Below are 23,303 nucleotides of genomic sequence, written 5' to 3'. Positions count from 1 at the left end.
CATTACACCAGGGATCCACAACTCTCGCTTGCGTAGCGGTTGAATTCGCGCGCAACTCGCCTTAGGGTCGATCCCGTGCAAGATCTCGCCGCCACCGCCTATCTGACTCTCGCGATCGCCGTCGTCGGCGGCTACCTGCTTGGGTCGATCCCGTTCGGGCTGATCGCCACGCGGCTGGGCGGGGCCGGCGACATCCGCACGATCGGCTCGGGCAATATCGGCGCGACCAACGTGCTGCGCTCGGGCCGCAAGGACCTCGCGGCCATCACCCTGATCGGCGACGCCGGCAAGGGCGCGGTGGCGGTGCTGCTGGCGCGCTGGCTGACCCACGACACCGCCGCCATCGTCGCTCTGGCCGGCGGCGCGGCGTTCCTGGGCCACCTATTCCCCGTCTGGCTGAAGTTCAAGGGCGGCAAGGGCGTTGCAACCTTCTACGGCGTGTTGCTCAGCGCCTGCTGGCCGGTGGGGATCGCCGCCGGCGCGACGTGGCTGGCCATGGCCTTCCTGTTCCGCATCAGCTCGCTGGCCGCCTTGACCGCCGCCGTCCTCGCCGCGCCGTTCGCCCTGGCCACCGACCAGCCCTATCCGATGTTGGCCCTGTGCCTGTTCATGGCGGTGCTGATCTTCATCCGCCACCGCGAGAACATCGCCCGCCTGCTCAAGGCCCAGGAGCCCAAGATCGGCAAGAAGAAGAGCGCGGAGGAAGCCCCTCCCGTAGCCGACGCGCCGTGACGCCGGGCCGCCTCTCGGACATCCAGCGCTTCGCCTGGCTGCGCCTGGCGCGCACCGAGACGGTCGGCCCCGTCGCCTTCGACCATCTGCTGACCCGCTACGGCACGCCCGAGCGGGCGCTTTCCGCCCTGCCCGACCTGTCGAGACGCGGTGGCCGCGCCGTGCCGTTGTCGCTGCCACCCCGCGAGGCGATCGAGCAGGAGCTGGAGGCTGGCGCGAAACTGGGCGCGCGGCTGATCTGCGGCTGCGAGCCCGACTTCCCGCCCCGCCTGGCGGCCCTGGATCCGCCGCCACCTGTCCTGTGGGCCCTGGGTCGCGCCGAGCTGCTGTCCGAACCCAGCCTGGCCATCGTCGGCGCGCGCATCGCCTCGGCCGCCGGCCAGCGCTTCGCCCGCCAGCTGGCGACGGACCTGGGGACCTCCGGCTATGTCGTCGTCTCGGGCATGGCGCGCGGCATCGACGGCGCGGCGCACGAGGGCTCCCTGACCACCGGGGCCGTGGCCGTGCTGGGCGGCGGGGTCGGCGACGTCTATCCGCCCGAGCACGGCAAGCTGCACGCCCGCCTGGCCGCCGAAGGCTGCGTGGTGTCCGAGAGCGCGCCCGACCGCCGCGCCCAGGCCAAGGACTTTCCGCGCCGCAACCGGATCATCTCTGGCCTGTCCCTGGGCGTGGTGGTGGTCGAGGCCGAGCTGAAGTCCGGCTCGCTGATCACCGCCCGCCTCGCCGCCGAGCAGGGCCGCGACGTCTTCGCCGTGCCCGGTTCGCCGCTGGATCCGCGCTCGAAGGGCACGAACGACCTGATCCGCCAGGGCGCGATCCTGTGCGAAGGGGCCGAGGACGTGCTGCGCTCGCTGTCGGGCCAGGCGCATCTGCGCGAACGCGAGCGAGGCTACGAGGCGCAGCCGGACCTGGACATCGACCACGACGCCCTGCGCGAGAAGGTCGCCGCCCTGCTGTCGCCCACCCCCGTCTCGCGCAATGACCTGGTCCGCGCCGCCGCCGCCCCGGCCTCGGCGGTGATGGCGGCGCTCGTCGAGCTGAGCCTGGCCGGGCGGGCGGAGATCCTCGACGGCGGGCTGGTCGCCGGGCTCTAACCCCCGCGCCGCGCGCCCTTGGCGAACAGCAGGTCCGACCACTTCCACCGGCCGCCGCCCAGGGCGAAGCGGGCCGAGCGGGGGCCGTCGTTCAGGGAGATCAGGACCAGGCCGCGCATCGGCTCGGCGCGGCAGGCCGCCGGGGCGAAGGCGACCTCCATCATGATCATCTCGCGCAAGCCGGCCAGGCCGTCGCCCTCCTCGCCGGTGACGCGGGCCCAGTCACCGCTCCAGACCAGGGGCGCACGACCGGCGCCGACGGTCTCGCCGTGAGCCCGCATCAGCGAGGCTCGGGCGCGCGGGTTCTTGCGCAACCCCTCCTGCAGCAGGCGGACCATGTCGCACCCCTCCCCGCCTCCGCCGCCGCCAGACCCCGAGCCGGCGGTGGCCGCGCCCATGAGCTCCGACTCGCCCAGACCCATCACGAGGCTGGGCCCGGGGTTCCGGCTGGCGGGGAGCGGCGTCACGTCCTTGGGCGGCGGACGCTTCGACACCCGCAAGGGCGAGCGCGGCGCGGCCTTCGGGGCCGCCTTGGGCTTCTCGGGCGATGGCGGCTGTTTCGGCGCCTTCACCGGCGACTTGGGCGCGTCATGGGGGGCCGGCGGCGGTGGAGGGGGCGGCGGTGGCGGAGGGGGCGGCGGCGGATCGACCAACGAGACCATGATCGACGGCGGCTCGGGCGTCGGCGGTGTTACATGGGCGGCGAGCAGGACCACCAGGGCCGCCACATGCGCGCCGATGCTCACGGCCAGGGCCGCGCCCTTCGCGCCGCGTCGTCTCCAGTGCGACATCAATCCGCCGTGCTACGGGCCGAAGCGCCGACCCAGGGACTCAGGCAATCACGCCCCCGCGTCAGGAACGTGGCGATTGGTAGAGCTTGGAAGTCGGGTCAGACCGACAGATCGACCAGCAGGCCCGTGCCGGCGGCCGGGGCGGCGCGCACGGCTTGCTTCAGCCGATCGGCGATCTCCGCCCGTTCGGCATTCGACGTCACGGCCTTGATCGGTTGGATCGGCGAGACGTGGGCCTCGGTGGCGATCCGATTGACGGTCATATCCATCAGCGGTCACTGCGGTCGTAAAAATAGCCTTCGCACTATCGCGCAAGGGTCTTAACAACCGCCTACTCGGCGCCCAAGCGATACTGTTTATAGGGGGCCGCGTTGACAGACCCCCATACAAGCCCCCACTTTCCCGGCGCTCGCCTCCAGGGCGATCCGCTTTCCAGCCCAGAGTCATAATGAACGTCGTCGTCGTCGAGAGCCCGGCCAAGGCCAAGACCATCAACAAGTACCTCGGGTCCGACTACACGGTTCTCGCCTCGTACGGCCATATCCGCGACCTGCCGTCCAAGGACGGCTCGGTGGAGCCCGACAACGACTTCGCGATGAGCTGGGAGGTCGACGCCAAGGCCTCCAAGCGGGTCGCCGACATCGTCGACGCCCTGAAGAAGGCCGACCGCCTGATCCTGGCCACCGACCCGGATCGCGAAGGCGAGGCGATCAGCTGGCATGTGCTGGAAGTCCTGAACAAGAAGAAGGCGCTGAAGGACAAGACCGTCCAGCGCGTCACCTTCAACGCCATCACCAAGACCTCGGTGCTGGAGGCGATGGCCAATCCGCGCGACGTCGACATGGAGCTGGTCGAGGCCTATCTGGCCCGCCGCGCCCTCGACTATCTCGTCGGCTTCACCCTCTCGCCGGTGCTGTGGCGCAAGCTGCCGGGCAGCCGCTCGGCCGGCCGCGTGCAGTCGGTCTGCCTGCGGCTGATCGTCGAGCGCGAGATGGAGATCGAGCGCTTCAAGACCCAGGAATACTGGACCGTCGACGCCGACGTCTCGGCCGGCGCCGATCCGTTCCTGGCCCGCCTGGTCAAGCACGAGGGCAAGAAGCTCACCAAGTTCGACCTCGGCAACGAGGGCTCGGCCCTGGCCGCCAAGGCCGCCGTGGCGAGCGCCGTGTTCAAGGTCGCCGCCGTCGAGAAGAAGCCGGGCAAGCGCTCGCCCGCCCCGCCCTTCACCACCTCGACCCTGCAGCAGGAAGCCTCGCGCAAGCTGGGCTTCTCGGCCCAGCGCACCATGCAGGCCGCCCAGAAGCTGTACGAGGGCATCGACATCGGCGGCGAGACCGTCGGCCTGATCACCTACATGCGGACCGACGGCGTGTCGGTCGAGCCGGAAGGCATCGCCGAGGCGCGCAGCGTGATCGGCAACGTCTATGGCGCGCCCTACGTCCCCGAGACCCCGCGCTACTACAAGGCCAAGGCCAAGAACGCCCAGGAGGCCCACGAAGCCATCCGACCGACCAGCCTGGGCCGCAATCCCGGCTCGCTGCGCCTGGAGCCGGACCTGGGTCGCCTGTACGAGCTGATCTGGAAGCGGATGATCGCCTCGCAGATGGAAAGCGCCCGCATCGAGCGCACCACGGTCGACCTGGAAAGCGCAGACGGCCAGACCGGCATGCGCGCCACGGGCCAGGTCGTGCTCTTCCCCGGCTATCTGGCCGTCTATGAGGAAGGCCGTGACGACGAGGGCGACGAGGACAGCGCCCGCCTGCCGGTGATCGAGGAGGGCGCGGCCGCCAAGGTCATCGAGGCCCGCGCCGACCAGCACTTCACCGAACCGCCCCCGCGCTATTCGGAAGCCAGCCTGGTCAAGAAGATGGAAGAGCTGGGGATCGGCCGTCCGTCGACCTACGCCTCGGTCCTGACCGTGCTGCGCGACCGCGAATACGTGAAGATGGAGAAGCAGCGCTTCGTCCCCGAGGACAAGGGCCGCCTGGTCACGGCGTTCCTGGAGCAGTTCTTCAAGCGCTACGTCGAATACGACTTCACCGCCGCCCTGGAAGAGCAGCTGGACCTCGTTTCGGACGGCAAGCTGGACTGGAAGCAGTTCCTCCGCGACTTCTGGAAGGACTTCCACGCCGCCGTCGGCGAGATCGCCGAGCTGCGCACGACCAACGTTCTGGACGCGCTGAACGAGGCCCTGGGCCCGCACATCTTCCCGGACAAGGGCGACGGCTCCGATCCGCGCCTGTGCCCGACCTGCCATAGCGGCCAGCTGTCGTTGAAGACCGGCAAGTTCGGGGCCTTCATCGGCTGCTCGAACTATCCGGAATGCCGCTACACCCGCCAACTGGGCGTGTCGGAAGGCGACGGCGAGGCCGAGAACGCCGACAAGGAACTGGGCGTCAATCCCGCGACCGACCGCGCCGTGTGGCTGAAGAACGGGCGTTTTGGTCCCTATGTTGAAGAACTCGCCGCGCAGGACAGCGGCGACAAGCCCAAGCGCTCGTCCCTGCCCAAGGGCTGGATCGCCTCGGCCATGGACCTGGAGAAGGCCCTGCGCCTGCTCTCGCTGCCGCGTGAAGTCGGCAAGCACCCGGACGACGGCAAGGTCATCACCGCCGGCCTGGGGCGCTTCGGGCCGTTCGTGCTGCACGATGGCACCTACGCCAATCTCGAAAATGCCGACGAGGTGTTCGACGTCGGCCTGAACCGCGCCGTCGCCATCCTGGCCGACAAGCGGGCCGGCGGCGGACGTCCGCAGCGGGCCTCGGCCGCGGCCCTGGCCGAACTCGGCAACCACCCCGAGGACGGCAAGCCGGTGCGGGTGCTGTCGGGGCGCTTCGGCCCCTACATCAAGCACGGCGACACCAACGCCAATGTGCCCAAGGGCAAGGATCCGGCGTCCCTGACCATGGACGAGGCCGTGGCTCTGATCGCCGAACGCGCCGCCAAGGGTGGCGGCAAGAAGCCCGCCAAGAAGGCGGCCGCGCCGAAGAAGGCCGCGACCAAGGCTGAAGGCGATGCTCCGGCCAAGAAGACGGCGGCGAAGAAACCGGCGGCCAAGAAGCCCGCCGCCAAGAAGGCGGCGCCCAAGGCCAAGGCCGCGGTCGCCGCGTCTTCGGACGACGGCGCCGCGCCGTGGGACGACGATACCTAAGCTGTTCAGTCGGCTGATCTTTTCAGCCGAGCGGGAGGGGAGTAAACTTCGAGCATGACGACGCTGGAACGCCCCCTGCCCCTGCACGTCGTGGTGTCCGCGCTGATCCTGTGCTGCGTGGGCGGTTTCGCCATGGGCCTGACCAACGCGATGAAGATCGATCGCGGCGGGCCCGAGACCTCCAAGCAGCCGCTGGCCGAGGTCTCCGGCGTCCCCGTCAAGGACGCCGCCCCGGCCCTCGCCTATGAGCCGCCGCCGGTCGAGAAACCCAAGCCCAAGGCCGTCGAGGTCGAGACGGCGGAGCAGGAAGCCCCGCCCGCGCCGATGATCGAGGCGCCGCCGACGACCCAAGCCCCACCGCCGGAGGCCGCGCCCAGGCCCGCCGATCCTCCGCCGCCGAAGTCGATCGAGGATCTGTATTAGATCAGCGCTTGCGCTCGGCGGCGAGCGCCACCGGCCGAACGTGCTTGTCCAGCAGCTCGAGATAGGTGGCCGTATGGGTCTCCAAGGCGTGGTTGCCCGCGCCCGGAATGGTGACGAACAGCTTCTTCGGCGCCGTCAGTCCGTCCAGCCAGGCCTTGGCCATCGGCGCCGGCGCGCTGCTGGCCTCCTCGCCTTGGATCACGAACACGGGCACGGCAAGGCGCGGCCCCAGCGAGCCGTAGTCGAAGCTTTCGCCCCAGGCGCGGCCCAGCGCTTGCTCGTTCAGCGCGGCGGCGGCCTGGGCGGCGCCGAGGTCCGCCATGGTCCAGTGCGGCGCGCTGAGGGCCTCCTGCATCGGGTTGGCGGGCACAGGTCCGCGATACTTCACGAAGGCGCGCTGGAAAGCCGCGACTCGGGCGGGATCGCGGGGCTCGCGGAAGGGATCGGGCCCACTGAGCTTCAGGTCGGCCAGCGCCGCCTCGTCCTTCGCCGCCGTCGCCAGTCGCACCAGGCGCTCATAGCCGAAGCGCTCGCGCTCGGCGCGAGGCTTCACGATCTGGCCGGCCCCGACGTAGGCCGAGAACAACTCGGGCTTGGCCATCACCATCTTCACGCCCAGGGTCGAGCCGAAGTTGACGCCCAGCAGCACGATCTTCCGCTTGCCCAATCGGCCGCGCAGATAGTCGGTCAGCTCAAGGCCATCCTGCACCAGGCGGTCGAGCGTCAGGTCCGGCCCGATCGACTTGCCCGCCGCGACGAACGTCTTGCCCGCGCCACGCGGGTCCCACTGGACGACGGTGAAGTCCTTCTCCCAGGGCTGGAAGGTGCGGACATAGGGACTGAGGATCGCGCCCGGACCATCGACCTGGGTCCCGCCCAGGATCAGCAGCACCGGATTGGCGCGATCCGTCCCCCGGATCGTCACCCACTGCCTGATCCCACCGATCTGGACGAAGTCCTCCTCGTCGAGGCCGTTTGGGGTGGTGATCGCGTATGGGCTAGGCGCGGATGGCGCCTGGGCGAAGGCCGGAAGCGTCAAGCAGGCCGCCATGGCCAAGCCGGCCGAAACGCCATGTAGAAGCTTTGCTCGCTTGATCATGCCTCATCCTGATTTACGTTTGTAGGTTGAACGATAGGACTACACGCGTAAATTCCACAGTCAAGCAGCCGTCCAACGGTCCAACGCGTTTCCCTTGGCCATCCGCCCCTCGAACGGGTTAAGGCAGGACATGGCCAAAATTCGCCCGCCCAAGACCTCCAAGGCAAAGACCTCCAAGCCCGCCGCCGGCCTGCCCGACCGCGAGACGCTGCTGGCGTTCCTGCGTGACGCCGGCGAGACGGGGAAGGCCGACATCGCCCGCCATTTCGGCCTGAAGGGCGGCGACCGCCGGGCCCTGCGCGAGATGATCCGCGAGCTGGAAGCTCAGGGCGCCCTGGCCAAGCGCGGCCGCAAGGGCTTCGCGGAATCTGGCTCCCTGCCGCCGGTCGGGGTGGCCGACGTGGTCGAGCGCGACGCCGACGGCGACCTCTATGTGAAGCTGACCAAGTCCGACGACGACGTGCCGAACGTCCGCCTGGCCCCCGGCAAGGACGAGGCCGCGGCCGGCGCGCCGGGCCTGGGCGACCGCCTGCTGGTCCGCTTCGAGCGGCTGGAGACCGGCGAGTTCGAAGCCAAGCTGATTAAAAAGCTGGGCCAGAGCGCCCACAAGATCCTGGGCGTCATCCGCAAGCTGCGCCGCGAGATCCGCGTCGAGCCGGTCGACCGCAAGTCCAAGGACAGCCTGATCCTCGACCCCAGCGTCGCCCATGACCTGAAGGACGGCGACCTGGTCGTCGCCCAGGTCGGCACGCACGGCGGCCGCTATGGGCCCAAGCCCGGCAAGGTGCTGGAGGTGGTCGGCAACGAGAACGATCCGCGCGCCGCCTCGCTGATCGCCATCCACAGCCACGGCATTCCGACCGGTTTCTCGGAAGAGGCCGAGCGGGAGGCCAAGGCCGCCGTCGAGCCGACCCTGGCCGGCCGCGAGGACCTGCGCGACCTGCCGTTCGTGACCATCGACCCGGTCGACGCCCGCGACCACGACGACGCCGTCTACGCCCATCCCGACGAGGACGACACCAACAAGGGCGGCTGGGTGGTCTGGGTGGCCATCGCCGACGTGGCCGCCTATGTGCGCCCCGGCTCGGCCCTGGACCGCGACGCTCGCGAGAAGGGCAACAGCGTCTACTTCCCCGACCGGGTGGAGCCGATGCTGCCCGAGACCCTGTCCAACGGCCTGTGCAGCCTGCGTGAGAGCGAGAACCGCGCGACCCTGGCCGTGCGGATGGTGTTCGACAAGTCGGGCCGCAAGAAGGGCCACAAGTTCGTGCGCGGCCTGATGCGCTCGGCCGCCAAGCTCTCGTACGAACAAGCCCAATCGGCCATCGACGGCCAGCCCGACGACAAGAGCGGCCCGCTGCTGGAGCCGATCCTGCAACCGCTGTGGGAAGCCTATCGGACGATGAAGATCGGCCGCGACGCGCGGTCTCCGCTGGCCATCGAAAGCGACGAGCGCCGGATCATCATCCGCGAGGGCGAGATCCTCTCGATCACCAAGCGCCCCAGCCTGGAAGCCCACAAGCTGATCGAGGAGATGATGGTGCAGGCCAATGTCTGCGCCGCCGAGAGCCTGGAGGCCAAGCGCTCGCCCCTGATCTATCGGGTGCACGACACGCCAAGCCTGGAGAAGGTCCAGAACCTCGCCGACTTCCTGCAGACCCTGGAGATCCGCTGGGACAAGGGCCAGGCTCCGCAGACGTCGCGGTTCAACAAGCTGCTGGACGAGACCCGCGAGGGGCCGAACGCGACGATCATCAACGAGGTGGTCCTGCGCACCCAGATGCAGGCCCACTACAGCGCCGACAACATCGGCCACTTCGGCCTGAACCTGGCCAAGTACGCCCACTTCACCAGCCCGATCCGCCGCTATGCCGACCTGATCGTGCACCGGGGCCTGATCCGGGCCCTGGGGCTGGGGACCGACGGCCTGACCGACCAGGACATCGCCCAGATCAAGGACACGGCCGAGGTCATCACCCACGCCGAGCGGCGGGCCATGGCCGCCGAGCGCGACGCCACCGACCGCTACATCGCCGCCTTCCTGGCCGACCGGGTGGGCGCGACCTTCGCGGGCCGGATCACCGGCGTCACCCGCTTTGGCCTGTTCATCAAGCTGGCCGACACCGGGGCCGATGGCCTGGTGCCGGTCTCGACCCTGGGCGCGGAGTTCTTCGTCCACGACGACCGGATGCACGCCCTGGTCGGCGAGCGGACCGGCAAGCGCTGGCCGCTGGGCATGAGCGTCGAGGTCAAGCTGGTCGAGGCCACGCCGGTCACCGGCGGCCTGCTGTTCGAAATGCTCAGCGAGCCCGTGGCGCCCGATCCGAACGCGCCGCGTCCTCGCCTGGGGGCAAGGCGACAGGCGGCGGTGAAGCCGCGCGGTGGCCTGCCGAAGGGCGTGCGGCGGGGCAAGCGGCGGTAGGCTTGGCGCCAAAGATGCTCCCCCGCGATGCGGGGGAGGAGATTCATGGCGCGCCGCGGATCGCCGCCTCCAGCCGATCGGCCATCATTCTCTGATCCGCGACCGACGGGTGCCAGTGGCAGGCGCCGCGGTCCATGTTGGTGATCCGCACCGCCGTCGCGCCCCCGCGGCCGGCGACCTGCGCGACGTCGTCCGCGAAGGTGTCGCCGGCGATCAGGAAGATCCGTGCGCCGGGGCGGCTAGCCTTCAGCCCCTGGATGAAGCCGACATAGCTGTCGCGATAGTCCTTGCGCAGCGCCGCCTCGTCGGCCCAGGCCTCGCCGGCGTGCAGTGGCGTCGAGAAGTCGTTCGTCCCCAGGCCGATGACCACGATGTCGGGCTTCCACGGATCGTTGGCGGCGACGCGCGGCTCGGCCTGGCCCGGGATCAGGCGGGGAAACAGCACCGGCAGCGGCTCGCCGGCCGCCACGCCGTTGTAGTTCCGGACCACTCCGCGTCCCGAGAAGGCGACGATGCGGTAGTCGGCGTCCAGCCGCGCCGCGAGGGTCGGACCGAAGGCCAGGCTGGTGTCGGTCAGGTCGTGGACTTGGCTCTCGGTGCAGTCGTGGCTGGTCGAGCGGACGCCGTAGCCGACGGTGTGGGAGTCGCCGATGAACTCGATCCGCCGCGGGCGGGACGGCGGGGCCAGCGGCTTGCCTCGCGGGCCGACGAAAAAGCCTTCGAACCGTGACGAACCGGCCTGGCTCTCGGTCAGCTTGTCCAGCCGCACCACGTGCTCGCCGGGGCTCAGATGGTCGAGCTTCAGGCGCGTCTCGCCGGACTTGGTCAGCTCGGCCTTGCGGACGCCGTCGACGCTGATCGCCAGGTGCTCGGCGCCGGTGTCGACCGCCACCTCGACCGAGGGCCCCGTGAACCGTCCTTCGAAATAGACCCCCGGCCAGCCGAAGTCGTAAGCCTCGCCCGCCGCCGGCGCGACGCGGCCGCCGATGTTCAACGGCAGGGGCGTCTGGGCCAGGGCGGGGGTGGCGGCGAGGAGAGCGGCGGCGAAGAGGATGGAGCGCATGGCTCTGCTTCCCATGCCGCGCGCGGCTGGAAAAGCCCCCTCCGCGCCTGCGGCGCTCCTCCCCCGGAGGGGGAAGAAGGAACGCCTTCCGCCCGCCTTTGGGGGCGGACGACTTGCGGAGCAAGTCAGGTGGGGGCTGCGCGGCGTTTCAAACCTGGCTATGCAAGCCCCATGCGCGCCGAGATCGAACCCTTCCACGCCATCGCCATCAGCCGCCTGGCCCATCAGCTGAAGATGGAAGGCGCCTCAATCATTCACATGGAGTTCGGCCAGCCCTCGACCGGCGCGCCGAGCAAGGCGATCGCCAAGGCCCACGAGATCCTCGACGCCGAGGCCATGGGCTATTGGGAGAGCCCGCTGCTGCGCCAGCGGATCGCCGAGCGCTACCAGACCCTCTACGGCGTGACCGTCGAGCCCGAGCGGATCGTCCTGACCTGCGGCGCCTCGCCGGCCCTGGTGCTGGCGCTGTCTAGCCTGTTCACGCCCGGCGACCGCATCGCCCTGGCCCGGCCCGGCTACGTCGCCTACCGCAACAGCCTCAAGGCCCTGCACCTCGAGCCGGTCGAGATCGCCTGCGGGCCGGAAGACCGCTTCCAGCTGACCGCCGCGCACCTGGCCGAACTCGATCCCGCCCCGGCCGGCGTCGTCGTCGCCAGCCCGGCCAATCCGACCGGCACGATCATCGCGCCCGAGGAGCTGGAGAAGATCGCGCAAGTCTGCCGCGCGCGCGGGATCCGGATCATCAGCGACGAGATCTATCACGGCCTCAGCTACACGGGCCGCACGCCGTCGATGCTGGAGTTCGCCCCCGACGCCCTGATCGTGAACAGCTTTTCCAAGTACTTCAGCATGGCCGGCTGGCGGCTGGGCTGGCTGCTGACGCCGGCGGGCGAGGACCTGGAGCGGGCGCGGGCCTATGTCGGCAACCTGTTCCTGACCGCGCCGTCGCTTTCGCAGCACGCCGGCCTGGCGGCCATGGACTGCCTCGACGAGCTGGAAGGCCATATCGACGTCTATCGCGCCAACCGCCAGCTGATGCTGGACGCCCTGCCGGCCCTGGGCCTGCGCAAGATCGCTCCGCCGGACGGCGCCTTCTATATCTGGGCCGACATCGGCCACCTGACCGACGACTCGCTGGGGTTCTGCCAGCAGCTGCTGCGCGACACCGGCGTGGCGACCGCGCCGGGCGTCGACTTCGACCCGGTCGAGGGGCGCCACTTCATCCGCTTCAGCTTCGCGGTCTCGACGGCGGAGGTCGAGGAGGCGCTGCGGCGGATGACGCCGTGGTTCGAGCGGCAGGCTCAGCAGGCCCCCACCTGACCTGCTCACGCAGGTCGTCCGCCCCCGGAGGGGGCGGAAGGTGACACCTTCTTCCCCCTCCGGGGGAGGAGCGCCGCAGGCGCGGAGGGGGCAAGTGACCCCCTACTTCGTCTCCAAATAATCCAGCGCCATGAACACCTCGGCCTTCACGCCGGTCTCCAGCACCGCTTCATCGACATCGAAGAACGGCGAGTGGTTGGCCGGGGCGGTGGCGGCCGGCACGTCGGCCTTCCTCCCGCCCAGCTGGACGAACACGGCCGGGACCTTCTGGGCGTACATCGAGAAGTCCTCGGCCCCCGTCACCAGCGGCGCGTTGTCGTCGACCTTGCCGGGCGAGGCCTTTTCCAGGCTGGCCTTCACCCATTTGGACAGGTCCGGATTGTTGTAGGTCACCGGATAGGGCTGGGTGAACTTCACCTCGGCCTTGGCGCCGTAGCGGTCGCCGATCGCTGTCACCGCCTGGGTGATCTTGTCGACCAACTGGGCCTTCCGCTCGGGCGAGAAGGTCCGCATCGTGCCCTGCATCGACAGGTCCTCGGGGATGATGTTCTGGCGCATGCCCATGTTGATCATGGCGATGGTCACCACCGACGGCGAGGCGCCGACGTCGACCTGACGGGCGGCGATCTGGTTCATGGCCTGGACGATGTCGGCGGCGATGCTGGCCATGTCGATGCCGGCCCACGGGCGGGCGCCGTGGGTCTGCTTGCCCTTGACGGTGATCGTGATCCGGTCCGAGCCGGCGTAGAAGCCCTCGGGCCGATAGTTCAGCAGGTGGGCGTCGGCCGGGCCGATATGAACGCCGAAGATCGCGTCGACCTTGGGCTGGTCCAGCGCCCCGTCGCGGATCATCAGCTTGGCGCCGCCCTCCTCGCCGGCCTGTGGGCCTTCCTCGGCGGGCTGGAAGATCAGGACGACCGTGCCCTTGATGTCGGCCTTCATGCCGGCCAGCACCGTGGCGGTCCCCAGCAGCATGGCCACGTGGGTGTCGTGACCGCAGGCGTGCATGACCGGCACCGTGCGCCCTTCCCAGGTGGCGGTGACCTTGGAGGCGAACGGCAGGCCGGTCTTTTCCTCGACCGGCAGGGCGTCCATGTCGGCGCGCAGGGCGACGACCTTGCCGGGCTTGCCGCCCTTCAGGATGCCGACCACGCCGGTCTTGCCGACGTTCTCGCGAACCTCGAAGCCCAGGGCCTTCAGCTCCTTGGCGATCAGGGACGAGGTGCGGACCTCCTGGTTGCCCAGTTCCGGATGCTCGTGGATGTCGCGCCGCCAGGCGATCACCTTGGGCTGGATCGCCTTGGCCGCGGCGGCCACCTGGGCCTGAGAGGGCGCGGCGACCGCTGGCGCGGCGACAGCCAGGCCGGCGACCAGCGCCAGCGTCGAAACCCGTCCAAGCATCCGATATCCCCTCATAAAAGCGGCGCGAGCTTGGGGCGCGTCGCGCAGCGCGGTCAAGCATGCCGAGGCTGACGCCGCGTCCCCCTAGGCAGACGACGGAATGGGGCTACCCTTCCGCCATGAGCCTGCCGCCGATCGACGCGAAATTCGACACGATCAACGACGGCGCCGTGCGCGAGACCGGCGCGGCGCTGAAGCCCAAGCACGCGGCGACCGTGATCATCGTCCGCACCGACGGCCCCGCCCCGCGCCTGCTGATGGGCCGCAGGAACGGCGGCCACGCCTTCATGCCCGACAAGTGGGTGTTTCCCGGCGGACGGGTCGACCGCACCGACTACGACGCGCCCAGCGCCAGCGAACTCATCCCCGAGGTCGCCACGCGCCTCGGCCTGGAGTCCCGCCACCCCAGGCCCGCACGCCTGGCCCGCGCCCTGGCCATAGCGGCCGTGCGCGAGGCCTTCGAGGAGACAGGCCTGCTGCTGGCCCGGGAAGCCCCTCAGCGCCCCGGCGCGGGGCCCTGGCGGCCGTTCCTGGCCCAGGGCGCCCTGCCCGACCTGGCGCCGCTCAGCTTCGTGGCCCGGGCCATCACCCCGCCCTATCGCCCGCGCCGCTTCGACGCCCGCTTCTTCATGGCCCCCGCCGAGGCCCTGCTTTCGCTGGAGCGCCGTCCCGACTGCGGCGAGCTGGACGAGATCGCCTGGGTCGACTTCCAGGAGGCCATGGCCCTGGACCTGCCCAACATCACCCGTTTCGTACTGCACGAAGTGGGACAAAGACTCGCCGACACTGGACGTCCCGCCCCCTTCATGCGTTTCCTGAACGGTAAGCGGCATCTGACCCACCTCTAGCGGGCGGGTTCCTCGGGGGAGGAAGGTTCGCATGATCGGTTCAATTCTGGCTCTGGCTTTGGCGTCAACGCCGCCGGCGGCGGTTCCGTCCGAGATCGACAAGCTGGGTTTCATCGGCGGCTGCTGGACGCTGGTCCGACCCAACGGCACGAAGATCGAGGAGCAGTGGCTGGCCCCGGCCGGCGGCGCGATGATCGGCTTGAGCCGCAGCGTTCGCGACGGCAAGCTGCGCGAGTTCGAGTTCATGCGCATCGTGCCCGGTGACGACGGCAAGCTGCGCTACGTGGCGATTCCCTCGGGCCAGCCCGAGGCGACCTTCCCGGTGAAGGAGATCGCCGACGGCGCGGTGACCTTCGAGAACCCCGAGCACGATTTCCCCCAGCGGATCCTCTATCGCCGGGTCGACAAGGACACCTTGGTGGCCCGGATCGAGGGTTCCGTCGGCGGTCAGGCCCGTTCGGCGGATTTTCCTTATAAACGGTGCCCCGCTGGCAACTGAACTCCAGCAATTGACTTTGAGCCGCCGATGAGTATGTTCCGCGCCTCTCATTTCCAACGCGCGGGAACCTGCGCGACCACCGCAGGGATTCGACCATGGCCAAACCGGCTTCCATCAAGATCCGCCTGAACTCGACGGCGGACACCGGCTTCTTCTACGTCACCAAGAAGAACGCCCGCACCAAGACCGAGAAGATGGTGCTGAAGAAGTACGATCCGGTCATCCGCAAGCACGTCGAATTCCGCGAAGGCAAGATCAAGTAGGATCGCTTTTCGCGCTACGACATCAAGACGCCCGGCTAGCGATAGCCGGGCGTTTTTGATTCCGAGGGTCAAAGCTGCTCCCCCGCTCGCGGGGGAGCTGTCGCGGAGCGACTGTGGGGGCTAGCTGGAATTAGGCCGCGTTGGCCCCCTCCGGCCCTCCGGGCCACCTCCCCCGCATCGCGGGGGAGGAGATCACTCCCGTCCGCCGCTCCACAGCCAGCGGAAGAAGGCGAAGCCGCCCCATAGCACGGTGATCACCAGCAGGACCGGCCCGACGCACACGGCGACGAAGGCCGCCAGGATCGCGACGATGGACAGTCCGCCGGACAGCTGGTCGGCGGCCAGGCCGCCCATCCAGAACAAGATTCCGCAGGTCAAAAGCCCCAGCATGAACAAGCCGGTTGGAAACGACCGCTGCTTAACGCCCACTCTTGATCTCATCGCCACGCCCTCCCGCATAGGATGTATGCAGGAGGATGCTCGGGAGAAGTGTCGAGAAGCTTAAGAAGGCGCCCTAACTGTTGTTAGCAATGCTGGCCGTAGACCAGGGGGCGGCAGACGCCGTCCAGATCGGCCGGCGGCGTGACGCCGGTGACGGCGGCCAGGGTCGGGGCGATGTCGACCGTGTCCAGCGGCAGGACGCGCTCGTGCGGGGTCGCGCCCTTCCACCAGAACAGGATCGGCACGCGGCGGTCATAGTCCCAGGGGCTGCCATGGGTGGAGACGTAGGTCGCCCCTGCCGTGGCCGGCACGCGGTTGGGCTTGAACGCCACGACGATGTCGCCGACCCGGCCGGGATAGACGCTGCGACGCAGGCGCTCGGCCACCGACAGTTCCTCGGGCGAGGCGTCGGCGGGCGCGGCCGCCATGGTCAGCAGGACGTTGGAATCGAAGGCCTCGGCCACCGCCGGGTCCTTGTTGATCAAGGCGACGGCCGCGGCGGTGACGCGGGCCCGGTCGGCGAGCGACGGCGTCTTGCGGTCGGGACCGACGACGTAGATCTGGTCGACGCCGCCGTCGGCGATCAGCGGATCCCAGGACAGGCCCAGGTCGGCGCGCAGCTGGGCGTTCAGCTTGGCGATCCACGGCTTGCCGAGCACACGCTCGGTCCCGTAGCCCTCGTCGTGCAGGCGCTCGGCGAAGTCGGCGGCGCCGTGGTCGGCGGCCAGCACCACCAGGACGCCGCCCTTGACCTTGTCCAGGCTGTTCAGGAACGCGCCCAGACGGTCGTCGAGACGGGCGATCTGATCGCACATCTCCGGACCGCGCGTGCCGTAGCGGTGACCGATGAAGTCGGTGGCCGACAGGCTGACGGTCAGCACGTCGACCTGCGGCCCGTCGCCCAGGCCGTAGGTCTCGCGCAGGGCCTGGGCCAGCTCCAGGGTCGCCTGGTCGGTATAGGGGCTGGCATAGAGGTCGCGCTGCTTGCCGGCCTCGTCGGCGGCGGCCGGGATCGGCAGGGCCGAGCGCCATTTGCGACCGCCGGTCTCGTAGTCGGCCTCCAGCGTCTTGCAGCGCTTGGCCGAGGCCTTGTCGTAGTCCCAGGTGAACGGATGCTTCTTCAGGTCGGCCGCCAGCTTGGCGTTGAACGCGGCGACGGGCTTGAGGCGCCCCTCCGCCGTCTGGCCCTCGCGCACGAAGGTCGTGAAGCCGAAGCCGGGCTGGTACCAGAACTGCCCGTCAGCCTGATGGCCCGACATGGTGATCGCGCCACGATCCTTGCCCGAGACGCCGAACACCCGGCTGTTGGGCGAGACGGCCTTCAGCCAGTCGCCATAGGTCGTGGCGACCATGTTCACCGGGCTGACCGCCCTGCCCTTCGGATCGTCGGCCAGGGTCACGGTAGGATCGGCCAGGCAGTAGACCGTCTTGCCCGTGGCGCGGTCGTACCAGTCGTTGGCGCTGATGCCCGTCTTGTTGGGATGCTTGCCCGTCAGCAAGGTCGAGTGACCCGGGCAGGTCTCGGTGAAGGCGTGCGACTGGTAGCCGTTCGGATAGACCACGCCCTGGCTCAAGGTCGCCAGGCCGCCGACGAACGCGCCGCGATACTGGGCGTAGAGATTGGCGCTGAACTGGTCGACCGAGATCACCACGACCAGCTTCGGCTCGGGCTTGGTCGCGATGGTGGACGCCTGAGCGGCAAGACCGGTCGAAAGGGCGGCGGCGAGGACGCCGCAAGTAAGCATCTTCTTCATCCGAGCGATTTCACCCGAACGGTTCGTCCGTGCAAGGAAGGAACGGTTTCAGCGCTGAAATGTAGAGCTTGAAGCCGCTCGAGGCCTCAATTTCAGGCGGCCTTGCCGACCACCGCGTTACGGCCCGAGGCCTTGGCCTGGTAGACGCCCTCGTCGGCCCGCTTCAGCAGGGCTTCGGGGCTGTCGCTCTCGCCGGCCGTGGCCGAGACGCCGATCGAGATGGTCACGGTCAGCATTTCCTGCCCCTGGGCCACCTTGAAGGGCGAGCCGGCGACGTGGTTGCGGATCCGTTCGGCGATACGCAGGGCGTCGGCCAGGGCGGTGTCGGGCATGATCACCACGAACTCCTCGCCGCCGTAGCGGCAAGGCAGGTCGATGGCCCGGACGTTGGAGGCCAGGCGCAGGGCGAACTCGCGCAGCACCTCGTCGCCCACGTCGTGGCCGAAGGTGTCGTTGATCTTCTTGAAGTGGTCGATGTCGATCAGCAGGGCCGAGACCGGGTCGCCGCCCAGGCCGGCGCGCTTGACCAGCGAGTCGAGCTGGCCGGTCATGTAGCGGCGGTTGTGCAGGCCGGTGAGCTGATCGGTGACGGCCAGCTCCAGCGAGTGATCAAGGTTGTTGCGCAGATAGTCGGTGTAGCGCTTGCGCTGGATCTGGGTCTTCACCCGAGCGGCCAGCTCCTGCGGGTCGATCGGACGCGGCAGGATGTCGTTCACGCCGATTTCCAGCGCCTTGACCATGCGGCCGCGGTCGTCGGGATCGACCATGGCCAGGACCGGCAGCTGGCGGGTGCGCTCTTCCGACCGCAGCGAGGCGGTGAAGCGCAGGCCGTCGAAGCTCTTGGCCACGGCGTTGACGATGACCAGGTCGACCGGACCGCCGGCGCTGATCTTGGCCTTTTCGGGATCGCTCTCGATCACCGGGCGGTGCTCGACGCCCAGCTCGGCGGCGAGACGCTGGGCCTGCCGTTCGTTGTCGTCGACGATCAGCACCCGGCCGCCCAGACCGTCCAGGCGGGCGGCGGCGCCGGCGATCACGCCGATGCGACGGCCCGAGGCCTCGCGTTGGCGCAGCTCGTCGATCACCAGCTTGAAGCGGGTCAGGCTGCGCACGCGGGCGAACAGCATGACGTCGTCGATCGGCTTGGTCAGAAAGTCCGAGGCGCCCGATTCCAGGCCCTGGATACGATCGCCGCGCCCGTCGAGGGCCGTGATCAGCACCACCGGGATGTGGCGGGTGGTCGGGTCTTCCTTGAGTTTCCGGCAGACGGTGAAGCCGTCCATGCCGGGCATCATGACGTCCAGCAGGATGATGTCGGGCAGGTCGCGCGCGGCCATAGCCAGGGCCGTCGGGCCGTCCATGGCGGTCGAGACCTCGTAGTACTCGGCCGACAGCTTGGCCTCGAGCAGGCGGACATTGGCCTCGATGTCGTCGACGACCAGGATCCGGGCGCTCATGCGGCGGGGACCTTGTCCAGCAGGCGCTTGATGGTCTCCAGGAAGTGGACCACCGAGATCGGCTTGGAGATGTAGGCCTCGCAGCCGCCCTCGCGAATCCGCTCCTCGTCGCCCTTCATGGCGAAGGCCGTCACGGCCACGACCGGGATGTGCGCCAGCTCGTCATCTTCCTTGAGCCACTTGGTGACTTCCAGGCCCGAGATCTCGGGCAACTGGATGTCCATCAGAATCAGATCGGGCTTGTTGTCACGGGCAATGGACAGCGCAGACAGACCCTCACGGGTCTGCAGGGTCTCGTAACCCTGGGCTTCGAGCAGATCATGAAAGAGCTTCATGTTCAGCTCGTTATCCTCCACGATGAGGACCTTCTTCGTCATCCTTACCCCGACCAAACGGTCACGTGGCGACGCCTAGGGATTCGCGCCGTCTTCCAGAACCTGATGACACGAATATCCTTAAGCCCGCGCTAATCGCGTTAAGACCCAACGATCCGAGATCATGGAACCGCGTTACTCCGACCTTCAGGCCTGCGCCATTTCGCCCGCCGCGCCGCTGGTCATCGTCGATGTCGACGAGGTGCTGGCCCAGTTCATGCGCGGCTTCGGCGCCTTCATAGAACGCCATGGCTTCGAGCTGCGGGTCGATCGTTTCGCCTTGTTCCAGAACATTTATCGGCCTGGGGAGACGGAACACCTCGATCTGATCGCGGGCAAGGCCCTGTTCGACGATTTCTTCCGCGACGGGGCCGACGACCTGGTTCCGGCGATCGGCGCGGCCGAGGCCCTGGCCGATCTTTCGACGCGCGCCGAGGTCGTGATCCTGACCAACGCGCCCGAGCACGGGCGGCTGGCGCGGATCAAATGGTTGAAAACCCACGGCTTCGACTATCCGCTGATCATCAACAGCGGTCCCAAGGGCCCACCGGCGGCGGCGCTGGCGGCCCGCACCTCCGGTCCGGCCGTGTTCATCGATGACCTTTTGCCGCAGCTCGAATCGGTGGCGGAGAAAGCTCCGCGTGTCGGCCGGTTCCAGATGGTCAGCGACGAGCGCCTGCGCCCGTTCGCGCCCAGCGCCCCGGACCGTCACGTCCGCATAGACGAGTGGCCCGTCCTCAAGGCCGCCATAGAGGAGCGCCTGTTCATATGATCCGGTTCGGCATCGACTTCGGCGGCACCAAGATCGAGGCGGCGGCCCTCAACGCGGCGGGCGAGTTCGTCGCGCGGGTGCGCAAGCCCAACCCGGGCAGCTACGAGGCGGCGCTGGAGGTGGTGGCCGGCCTGGTGGCCGACGCCGAGGCCATGGCCGGCGCGACGTGTGCGCGGCTGGGCGTGGGCCTGCCCGGCTCGATCTCGCCCCGGAGCGGCCTGATCCGCGGGGCCAACAGCGTCTATCTGAACGGCCAGCGCTTCGGCGAGGACCTGGAAAAGCGCCTGGTCCGCCCCGTGCGCCTGGCCAACGACGCCAACTGCCTGGCCTTGTCGGAAGCCGCCGACGGCGCTGGCGCCGGCGAGCGCGTGGTCTTCGCCGCCATCCTGGGCACCGGCTGCGGCGGCGGGGTGGTCGTGGACGGCCAGATCGTCGAGGGCCGCAACGGCGTCGCCGGCGAGTGGGGCCACTTCTCCCTGCCCTGGCCCAAGCCCGAAGAGTATCCCGGTCCCGACTGCTGGTGCGGCCGCAAGGGCTGCCTGGAGACCTGGATCGCCGGCCCGAGCTTCTCGCGCGACGCCGGCTATCCGGACGGCCACGCCACGATGCAGGCGGTCGCCGCCGGAGATCCCGCGGCCCTGGCGGCCCTGGATCGCTATGTCGACCGCCTGAGCCGATCGCTGGCCGTGGTCTGCGACCTAATCGACCCCGACGTCATCGTGCTGGGCGGCGGCATGTCCAACGTCGAGGCCCTGTACGACCGCCTGCCCGCCGCCATCGCCCCGCACGTGTTCTCCGACATGTTCGAGACGCCGGTGAAGAAGGCGGTCCACGGCGACAGCTCCGGCGTGCGCGGCGCGGTCTGGCTGTGGCCGCCCGAAGGCTAAGAGCGATCCCATGAAGTCCCTGTGCCGCGACTGCGGATGGACGGGCGAGGCCAAGGCTCCGCGCTGTCCGTCCTGCCATTCGCCGCGCACGCTCTTTCATGAAGAGCTGGGGACGCTGTCGATCGCCCACCTGGACTGCGACGCCTTCTACGCCTCGGTCGAGAAGCGCGACGATCCGTCCCTGCGCGACAAGCCGGTCATCGTCGGCGGCGGCAAGCGCGGGGTGGTGACCACCGCCTGCTACATCGCCCGGATGAGCGGCCCCCGCTCGGCCATGCCGATGTACAAGGCGCTGAAGCTGTGCCCCGACGCCGTGGTCATCAAGCCGAACTTCGCCAAGTACAAGGAAGAGAGCCGGCGCATCCATGAGAAGCTCGACAAGCTGACGCCGCTGATCCAGCCGCTGTCGCTGGACGAGGCCTGGATCGACCTGACCGGCACCGAGCGCCTGCATGGCGCGACGCCGGCTCAGATGCTGGCCCGCCTGCAGGCCGAGATCGAACGCGACATCGGCCTGACCGTCTCGATCGGCCTGGCCCCCAACAAGTTCCTGGCCAAGATCGCCTCGGAACTGGACAAGCCGCGCGGCTTCTCGGCGATCGGACGGGTCGAGGCCCAGACCTTCCTCTCCAACAAGCCCGTAAGCATCCTGCCGGGCGTGGGTCCGGCCACGGTGTCGTCGCTGGCCGAGATCGGCCTGCGCACCGTCGGCGACATCGCCGCCGCCGACCTCAAGCTACTGGCCAACCGCCTGGGCTCGGGCGGCCTGCGCCTGCACCGCCTGGCCCACGGCCAGGACAGCCGCCTGGTCGACCCGGACCAATCCCGCAAGACGATCAGCGCCGAGACCACCTTCAACGACGACCTGTACAAGCGCGACGCGCTGGAGGACGAGCTCTGGCCGCTCTGCGAAAAGGTCGCCAAGCAGGCCCGCAAGGAAGGCGTCGCCGGCCGGGTGGCGACCCTGAAGCTGCGCACCCCCGACTTCAAGATCCACACCCGCCGCCGCACCCTGGCCGTGCCGACCCAGACCGCCCGCACCCTGTTCCAGGTAGCCCGAGAGCTGCTGGCCGCCGAGCCCAAGGGCCTCTCCTATCGCCTGATCGGCGCCGGCCTGACCGAGTTCGTCGACGCCGAGACAGCGGGCTCGGACATGTTCGCCGACGACGAGCGCCGCACCCTCAAGAATGAGACGGCCATCGACGCCCTTCGCGGCAAGTTCGGCGCGGCGGCCGTGGTCAGCGGGCGCGCGCTGAAGGGACGTTGACCAAAAGTTCTCATTATGTTCTCATTGCGACGTTCGAGGGAACCGTCCGCCATGCCCGCGCTGCGTATCATCATCCCCGCCGTCGTGGCGGCCGCGCTGGCGACCGCTTCCTCCGCCTCCCCCATCGCCGAGCAGACCGCCATGCGCCACGCCAAGGGCTCCTTCGACGTCAGCACCAAGCCGGTCGAGCAGGACAAGGCCGAGGGCTCGACCCTGGGCCGCTTCGCCCTGGACAAGACCTATCACGGCGCCCTGGACGCCACGGGCAAGGGCGAGATGCTGACGGTCGGCACCGAGGTTCCGGGCTCGGCGGCCTATGTCGCCACCGAACGGGTGGTCGGGACGCTCGATGGCAAGGCGGGGAGTTTCGCCCTCGTCCATCGCGGCGCGATGCAGGGCAAGGACGTCAGCATGGTCATCGACATCGTGCCGGATTCCGGCTCGGGCGCCTTGAAAGGCATCACCGGCCGACTGGTCATCACCGTGGTCGAGGGCAAGCACCAGTACGCGCTGGACTACGTCTTGCCCGACTAGGCGCCGGCCCCGCCTTCCCCGGAGGTCGCCGAAACGGTCCCCTTCGCGAGACGCGACCGCCCCTCTTGCGCGGCGTCAGGACGGTTACCATTTGGGCTTCTCGTCCCGACCCAGTCGCCCCGTCAGCGGGAGCGCCCGGGTCCCAACCTCTAGACATCAGAGCTTGGCAGACACCGAAACCGTCAATGGTTTTCGGCCGGTCAGACTCTGGGAACCGTTCGCGCGCGGTCTTCGCTCTCCCAAACGTGAAGCCGATTTCCGAGGCGCCCCTGTGTTAAAGCGGCGCAGCGGCGCATCGGCCTCTTCCAATGCCGGCGCGTTTCCATATCTAATTCAAGTAGGCGGGTGATTTGCTCGCCAGGAGAGAACAAGTCGATGGCCGAGCGGAAGCAAGGCGGACAAAGCAACGGCGCTGGGTCGTCGGTCGTCACGGAAGTGAAGCCGAAGACGCAGAAGCCTTCGCTTTATCGAGTTCTGATTCTCAACGACGACTACACTCCGATGGAATTCGTCGTCTACGTTCTCGAACGGTTCTTCAACAAGTCGCGTGAAGACGCTACGCGTATCATGCTCCACGTCCATCAGAACGGCGTGGGGGTGTGCGGTGTCTACACTTACGAAGTCGCAGAAACCAAGGTCGCCCAAGTCATCGACTCGGCGCGACGCCATCAGCACCCCCTGCAGTGCACCATGGAAAAGGACTGAGGAGCC

Annotated in this window: 23 protein-coding genes and 2 pseudogenes; 15 read left to right on the top strand and 10 right to left on the bottom strand. The window is 68.9% G+C overall.

Annotated features, from left to right (window positions below; genetic code table 11):
- The first annotated feature begins 75 nt into the window (after positions 1 to 75).
- Together plsY and dprA are read left to right on the top strand one after the other, a co-directional pair.
- The gene (gene plsY, locus ASC70_RS01340; RefSeq protein WP_056045679.1) at positions 76 to 732 is read left to right on the top strand and encodes a glycerol-3-phosphate 1-O-acyltransferase PlsY; all 657 of its coding nucleotides are present in this window, start codon (positions 76 to 78) and stop codon (positions 730 to 732) included.
- Complete coding sequence (dprA, locus tag ASC70_RS01335) at positions 729 to 1,826, top strand: DNA-processing protein DprA (protein ID WP_056045677.1); 1,098 nt, start codon at positions 729 to 731, stop codon at positions 1,824 to 1,826. The genes plsY and dprA overlap by 4 nt, the downstream gene beginning before the upstream one ends.
- Here the strand turns inward: dprA and ASC70_RS01330 are convergent.
- Positions 1,823 to 2,617 carry a hypothetical protein gene (locus ASC70_RS01330; RefSeq protein WP_056045674.1) on the bottom strand — a complete coding sequence of 265 codons (795 nt, stop codon included), beginning with the start codon at positions 2,615 to 2,617 and terminating at the stop codon, positions 1,823 to 1,825. The two genes, dprA and ASC70_RS01330, sit on opposite strands and share 4 nt — an antisense overlap.
- 98 nt (positions 2,618 to 2,715) lie before the next feature.
- Positions 2,716 to 2,886 carry a hypothetical protein gene (locus ASC70_RS24735; RefSeq protein ID WP_156136875.1) on the bottom strand — a complete coding sequence of 57 codons (171 nt, stop codon included), beginning with the start codon at positions 2,884 to 2,886 and terminating at the stop codon, positions 2,716 to 2,718.
- 179 nt (positions 2,887 to 3,065) lie between these two features.
- Between ASC70_RS24735 and topA the strand changes: the two genes are divergently transcribed.
- Both topA and ASC70_RS01320 read left to right on the top strand, forming a co-directional pair.
- Positions 3,066 to 5,768 carry a type I DNA topoisomerase gene (topA, locus tag ASC70_RS01325; protein WP_056045672.1) on the top strand — a complete coding sequence of 901 codons (2,703 nt, stop codon included), beginning with the start codon at positions 3,066 to 3,068 and terminating at the stop codon, positions 5,766 to 5,768.
- A gap of 54 nt (positions 5,769 to 5,822) precedes the next feature.
- Entirely contained in the window at positions 5,823 to 6,191 is a 369-nt protein-coding gene (locus ASC70_RS01320) for a hypothetical protein (protein ID WP_047412853.1), read from the top strand.
- Position 6,192: 1 nt separating this feature from the next.
- On the opposite strand, the gene ASC70_RS01315 is transcribed toward ASC70_RS01320, so the two are convergent.
- On the bottom strand, positions 6,193 to 7,290 hold the full coding sequence (locus ASC70_RS01315; RefSeq protein ID WP_156396090.1) for an alpha/beta fold hydrolase: 1,098 nt from the start codon (positions 7,288 to 7,290) through the stop codon (positions 6,193 to 6,195).
- Positions 7,291 to 7,420: 130 nt separating this feature from the next.
- Here ASC70_RS01315 and rnr point away from each other — a divergent pair, with 130 nt between their 5' ends.
- On the top strand, positions 7,421 to 9,712 hold the full coding sequence (gene rnr / locus ASC70_RS01310) for a ribonuclease R (RefSeq protein WP_056045665.1): 2,292 nt from the start codon (positions 7,421 to 7,423) through the stop codon (positions 9,710 to 9,712).
- A 43-nt stretch (positions 9,713 to 9,755) separates the two neighbouring features.
- On the opposite strand, the gene ASC70_RS01305 is transcribed toward rnr, so the two are convergent.
- Positions 9,756 to 10,775, bottom strand: coding sequence for an SGNH/GDSL hydrolase family protein (locus tag ASC70_RS01305; RefSeq protein ID WP_056045663.1), 1,020 nt, complete (start codon positions 10,773 to 10,775; stop codon positions 9,756 to 9,758).
- Positions 10,776 to 10,812: 37 nt separating this feature from the next.
- Positions 10,813 to 10,897 (bottom strand): annotated as a pseudogene (locus tag ASC70_RS25850) (hypothetical protein); the annotation flags it as partial.
- Between the two features lie 49 nt (positions 10,898 to 10,946).
- Here ASC70_RS25850 and ASC70_RS01300 point away from each other — a divergent pair.
- On the top strand, positions 10,947 to 12,095 hold the full coding sequence (locus ASC70_RS01300) for a pyridoxal phosphate-dependent aminotransferase (RefSeq protein WP_056045661.1): 1,149 nt from the start codon (positions 10,947 to 10,949) through the stop codon (positions 12,093 to 12,095).
- 102 nt (positions 12,096 to 12,197) lie between these two features.
- On the opposite strand, the gene ASC70_RS01295 is transcribed toward ASC70_RS01300, so the two are convergent.
- On the bottom strand, positions 12,198 to 13,496 hold the full coding sequence (locus ASC70_RS01295; protein WP_056045658.1) for an amidohydrolase: 1,299 nt from the start codon (positions 13,494 to 13,496) through the stop codon (positions 12,198 to 12,200).
- A gap of 119 nt (positions 13,497 to 13,615) precedes the next feature.
- Here ASC70_RS01295 and ASC70_RS01290 point away from each other — a divergent pair, with 119 nt between their 5' ends.
- The 3 genes from ASC70_RS01290 (at position 13,616) to rpmG (ending at position 15,106) form a co-directional block, all read left to right on the top strand.
- Complete coding sequence (locus tag ASC70_RS01290; RefSeq protein WP_056045656.1) at positions 13,616 to 14,344, top strand: NUDIX hydrolase; 729 nt, start codon at positions 13,616 to 13,618, stop codon at positions 14,342 to 14,344.
- Between the two features lie 31 nt (positions 14,345 to 14,375).
- Positions 14,376 to 14,843, top strand: a complete 468-nt coding sequence (locus ASC70_RS01285) for a DUF6265 family protein (protein WP_056045654.1) — start codon at positions 14,376 to 14,378, stop codon at positions 14,841 to 14,843.
- A 95-nt stretch (positions 14,844 to 14,938) separates the two neighbouring features.
- Positions 14,939 to 15,106 (top strand): 50S ribosomal protein L33, encoded by a 168-nt coding sequence (gene rpmG, locus ASC70_RS01280; protein ID WP_010920317.1) that lies wholly within the window; start codon positions 14,939 to 14,941, stop codon positions 15,104 to 15,106.
- Positions 15,107 to 15,298: 192 nt separating this feature from the next.
- Here rpmG and ASC70_RS01275 read toward each other — a convergent pair whose 3' ends face one another.
- From ASC70_RS01275 to divK, 4 genes are all read right to left on the bottom strand, one after another.
- Entirely contained in the window at positions 15,299 to 15,496 is a 198-nt protein-coding gene (locus tag ASC70_RS01275; RefSeq protein ID WP_235519193.1) for a hypothetical protein, read from the bottom strand.
- Between the two features lie 134 nt (positions 15,497 to 15,630).
- The gene (locus tag ASC70_RS01270) at positions 15,631 to 17,292 is read right to left on the bottom strand and encodes an alkaline phosphatase family protein (protein WP_200939230.1); all 1,662 of its coding nucleotides are present in this window, start codon (positions 17,290 to 17,292) and stop codon (positions 15,631 to 15,633) included.
- A gap of 101 nt (positions 17,293 to 17,393) precedes the next feature.
- On the bottom strand, positions 17,394 to 18,758 hold the full coding sequence (locus ASC70_RS01265; RefSeq protein ID WP_056045650.1) for a PleD family two-component system response regulator: 1,365 nt from the start codon (positions 18,756 to 18,758) through the stop codon (positions 17,394 to 17,396).
- Complete coding sequence (gene divK / locus ASC70_RS01260; protein WP_047412827.1) at positions 18,755 to 19,135, bottom strand: cell-cycle response regulator DivK; 381 nt, start codon at positions 19,133 to 19,135, stop codon at positions 18,755 to 18,757. Before divK ends, ASC70_RS01265 begins: the two co-directional genes overlap by 4 nt.
- 121 nt (positions 19,136 to 19,256) lie before the next feature.
- Between divK and ASC70_RS01255 the strand changes: the two genes are divergently transcribed.
- The 6 genes and pseudogenes from ASC70_RS01255 (at position 19,257) to clpS (ending at position 23,297) form a co-directional block, all read left to right on the top strand.
- The gene (locus ASC70_RS01255; RefSeq protein WP_056045647.1) at positions 19,257 to 19,904 is read left to right on the top strand and encodes a hypothetical protein; all 648 of its coding nucleotides are present in this window, start codon (positions 19,257 to 19,259) and stop codon (positions 19,902 to 19,904) included.
- Positions 19,901 to 20,791: an ROK family protein gene (locus ASC70_RS01250; RefSeq protein WP_056045645.1), complete on the top strand. Its 891-nt coding sequence runs from the start codon at positions 19,901 to 19,903 to the stop codon at positions 20,789 to 20,791. The genes ASC70_RS01255 and ASC70_RS01250 overlap by 4 nt, the downstream gene beginning before the upstream one ends.
- Before the next feature lie 10 nt (positions 20,792 to 20,801).
- On the top strand, positions 20,802 to 22,058 hold the full coding sequence (locus ASC70_RS01245) for a DNA polymerase IV (RefSeq protein WP_056045642.1): 1,257 nt from the start codon (positions 20,802 to 20,804) through the stop codon (positions 22,056 to 22,058).
- Between the two features lie 51 nt (positions 22,059 to 22,109).
- The gene (locus tag ASC70_RS01240; protein ID WP_082539666.1) at positions 22,110 to 22,592 is read left to right on the top strand and encodes a DUF3224 domain-containing protein; all 483 of its coding nucleotides are present in this window, start codon (positions 22,110 to 22,112) and stop codon (positions 22,590 to 22,592) included.
- A 211-nt stretch (positions 22,593 to 22,803) separates the two neighbouring features.
- Positions 22,804 to 22,941, top strand: a pseudogene (locus ASC70_RS24250) (hypothetical protein); the annotation flags it as partial.
- Positions 22,942 to 22,967: 26 nt separating this feature from the next.
- Positions 22,968 to 23,297 (top strand): ATP-dependent Clp protease adapter ClpS, encoded by a 330-nt coding sequence (gene clpS / locus ASC70_RS01235; RefSeq protein WP_013079900.1) that lies wholly within the window; start codon positions 22,968 to 22,970, stop codon positions 23,295 to 23,297.
- Positions 23,298 to 23,303 lie beyond the last annotated feature (6 nt).

Source organism: Caulobacter sp. Root343 (assembly GCF_001425745.1).
Taxonomy (GTDB): domain Bacteria; phylum Pseudomonadota; class Alphaproteobacteria; order Caulobacterales; family Caulobacteraceae; genus Caulobacter.
This window is presented reverse-complemented; position numbering and strand designations above follow the sequence as displayed.

Excerpts from the sequence above, each read along its gene's own strand:
- ASC70_RS01330 (WP_056045674.1), bottom strand. The coding sequence starts at position 2,617 with ATGTCGCACTGGAGACGACGCGGCGCGAAGGGCGCGGCCCTGGCCGTG.
- ASC70_RS24735 (WP_156136875.1), bottom strand. The coding sequence starts at position 2,886 with ATGGATATGACCGTCAATCGGATCGCCACCGAGGCCCACGTCTCGCCG.
- topA (WP_056045672.1), top strand. The coding sequence starts at position 3,066 with ATGAACGTCGTCGTCGTCGAGAGCCCGGCCAAGGCCAAGACCATCAAC.
- ASC70_RS01320 (WP_047412853.1), top strand. The coding sequence starts at position 5,823 with ATGACGACGCTGGAACGCCCCCTGCCCCTGCACGTCGTGGTGTCCGCG.
- ASC70_RS01315 (WP_156396090.1), bottom strand. The coding sequence starts at position 7,290 with ATGATCAAGCGAGCAAAGCTTCTACATGGCGTTTCGGCCGGCTTGGCC.
- rnr (WP_056045665.1), top strand. The coding sequence starts at position 7,421 with ATGGCCAAAATTCGCCCGCCCAAGACCTCCAAGGCAAAGACCTCCAAG.
- ASC70_RS01305 (WP_056045663.1), bottom strand. The coding sequence starts at position 10,775 with ATGCGCTCCATCCTCTTCGCCGCCGCTCTCCTCGCCGCCACCCCCGCC.
- ASC70_RS01300 (WP_056045661.1), top strand. The coding sequence starts at position 10,947 with ATGCGCGCCGAGATCGAACCCTTCCACGCCATCGCCATCAGCCGCCTG.
- ASC70_RS01295 (WP_056045658.1), bottom strand. The coding sequence starts at position 13,496 with ATGCTTGGACGGGTTTCGACGCTGGCGCTGGTCGCCGGCCTGGCTGTC.
- ASC70_RS01290 (WP_056045656.1), top strand. The coding sequence starts at position 13,616 with ATGAGCCTGCCGCCGATCGACGCGAAATTCGACACGATCAACGACGGC.
- ASC70_RS01285 (WP_056045654.1), top strand. The coding sequence starts at position 14,376 with ATGATCGGTTCAATTCTGGCTCTGGCTTTGGCGTCAACGCCGCCGGCG.
- rpmG (WP_010920317.1), top strand. The coding sequence starts at position 14,939 with ATGGCCAAACCGGCTTCCATCAAGATCCGCCTGAACTCGACGGCGGAC.
- ASC70_RS01275 (WP_235519193.1), bottom strand. The coding sequence starts at position 15,496 with ATGCTGGGGCTTTTGACCTGCGGAATCTTGTTCTGGATGGGCGGCCTG.
- ASC70_RS01270 (WP_200939230.1), bottom strand. The coding sequence starts at position 17,292 with ATGCTTACTTGCGGCGTCCTCGCCGCCGCCCTTTCGACCGGTCTTGCC.
- ASC70_RS01265 (WP_056045650.1), bottom strand. The coding sequence starts at position 18,758 with ATGAGCGCCCGGATCCTGGTCGTCGACGACATCGAGGCCAATGTCCGC.
- divK (WP_047412827.1), bottom strand. The coding sequence starts at position 19,135 with ATGACGAAGAAGGTCCTCATCGTGGAGGATAACGAGCTGAACATGAAG.
- ASC70_RS01255 (WP_056045647.1), top strand. The coding sequence starts at position 19,257 with ATGGAACCGCGTTACTCCGACCTTCAGGCCTGCGCCATTTCGCCCGCC.
- ASC70_RS01250 (WP_056045645.1), top strand. The coding sequence starts at position 19,901 with ATGATCCGGTTCGGCATCGACTTCGGCGGCACCAAGATCGAGGCGGCG.
- ASC70_RS01245 (WP_056045642.1), top strand. The coding sequence starts at position 20,802 with ATGAAGTCCCTGTGCCGCGACTGCGGATGGACGGGCGAGGCCAAGGCT.
- ASC70_RS01240 (WP_082539666.1), top strand. The coding sequence starts at position 22,110 with ATGCCCGCGCTGCGTATCATCATCCCCGCCGTCGTGGCGGCCGCGCTG.
- clpS (WP_013079900.1), top strand. The coding sequence starts at position 22,968 with ATGGCCGAGCGGAAGCAAGGCGGACAAAGCAACGGCGCTGGGTCGTCG.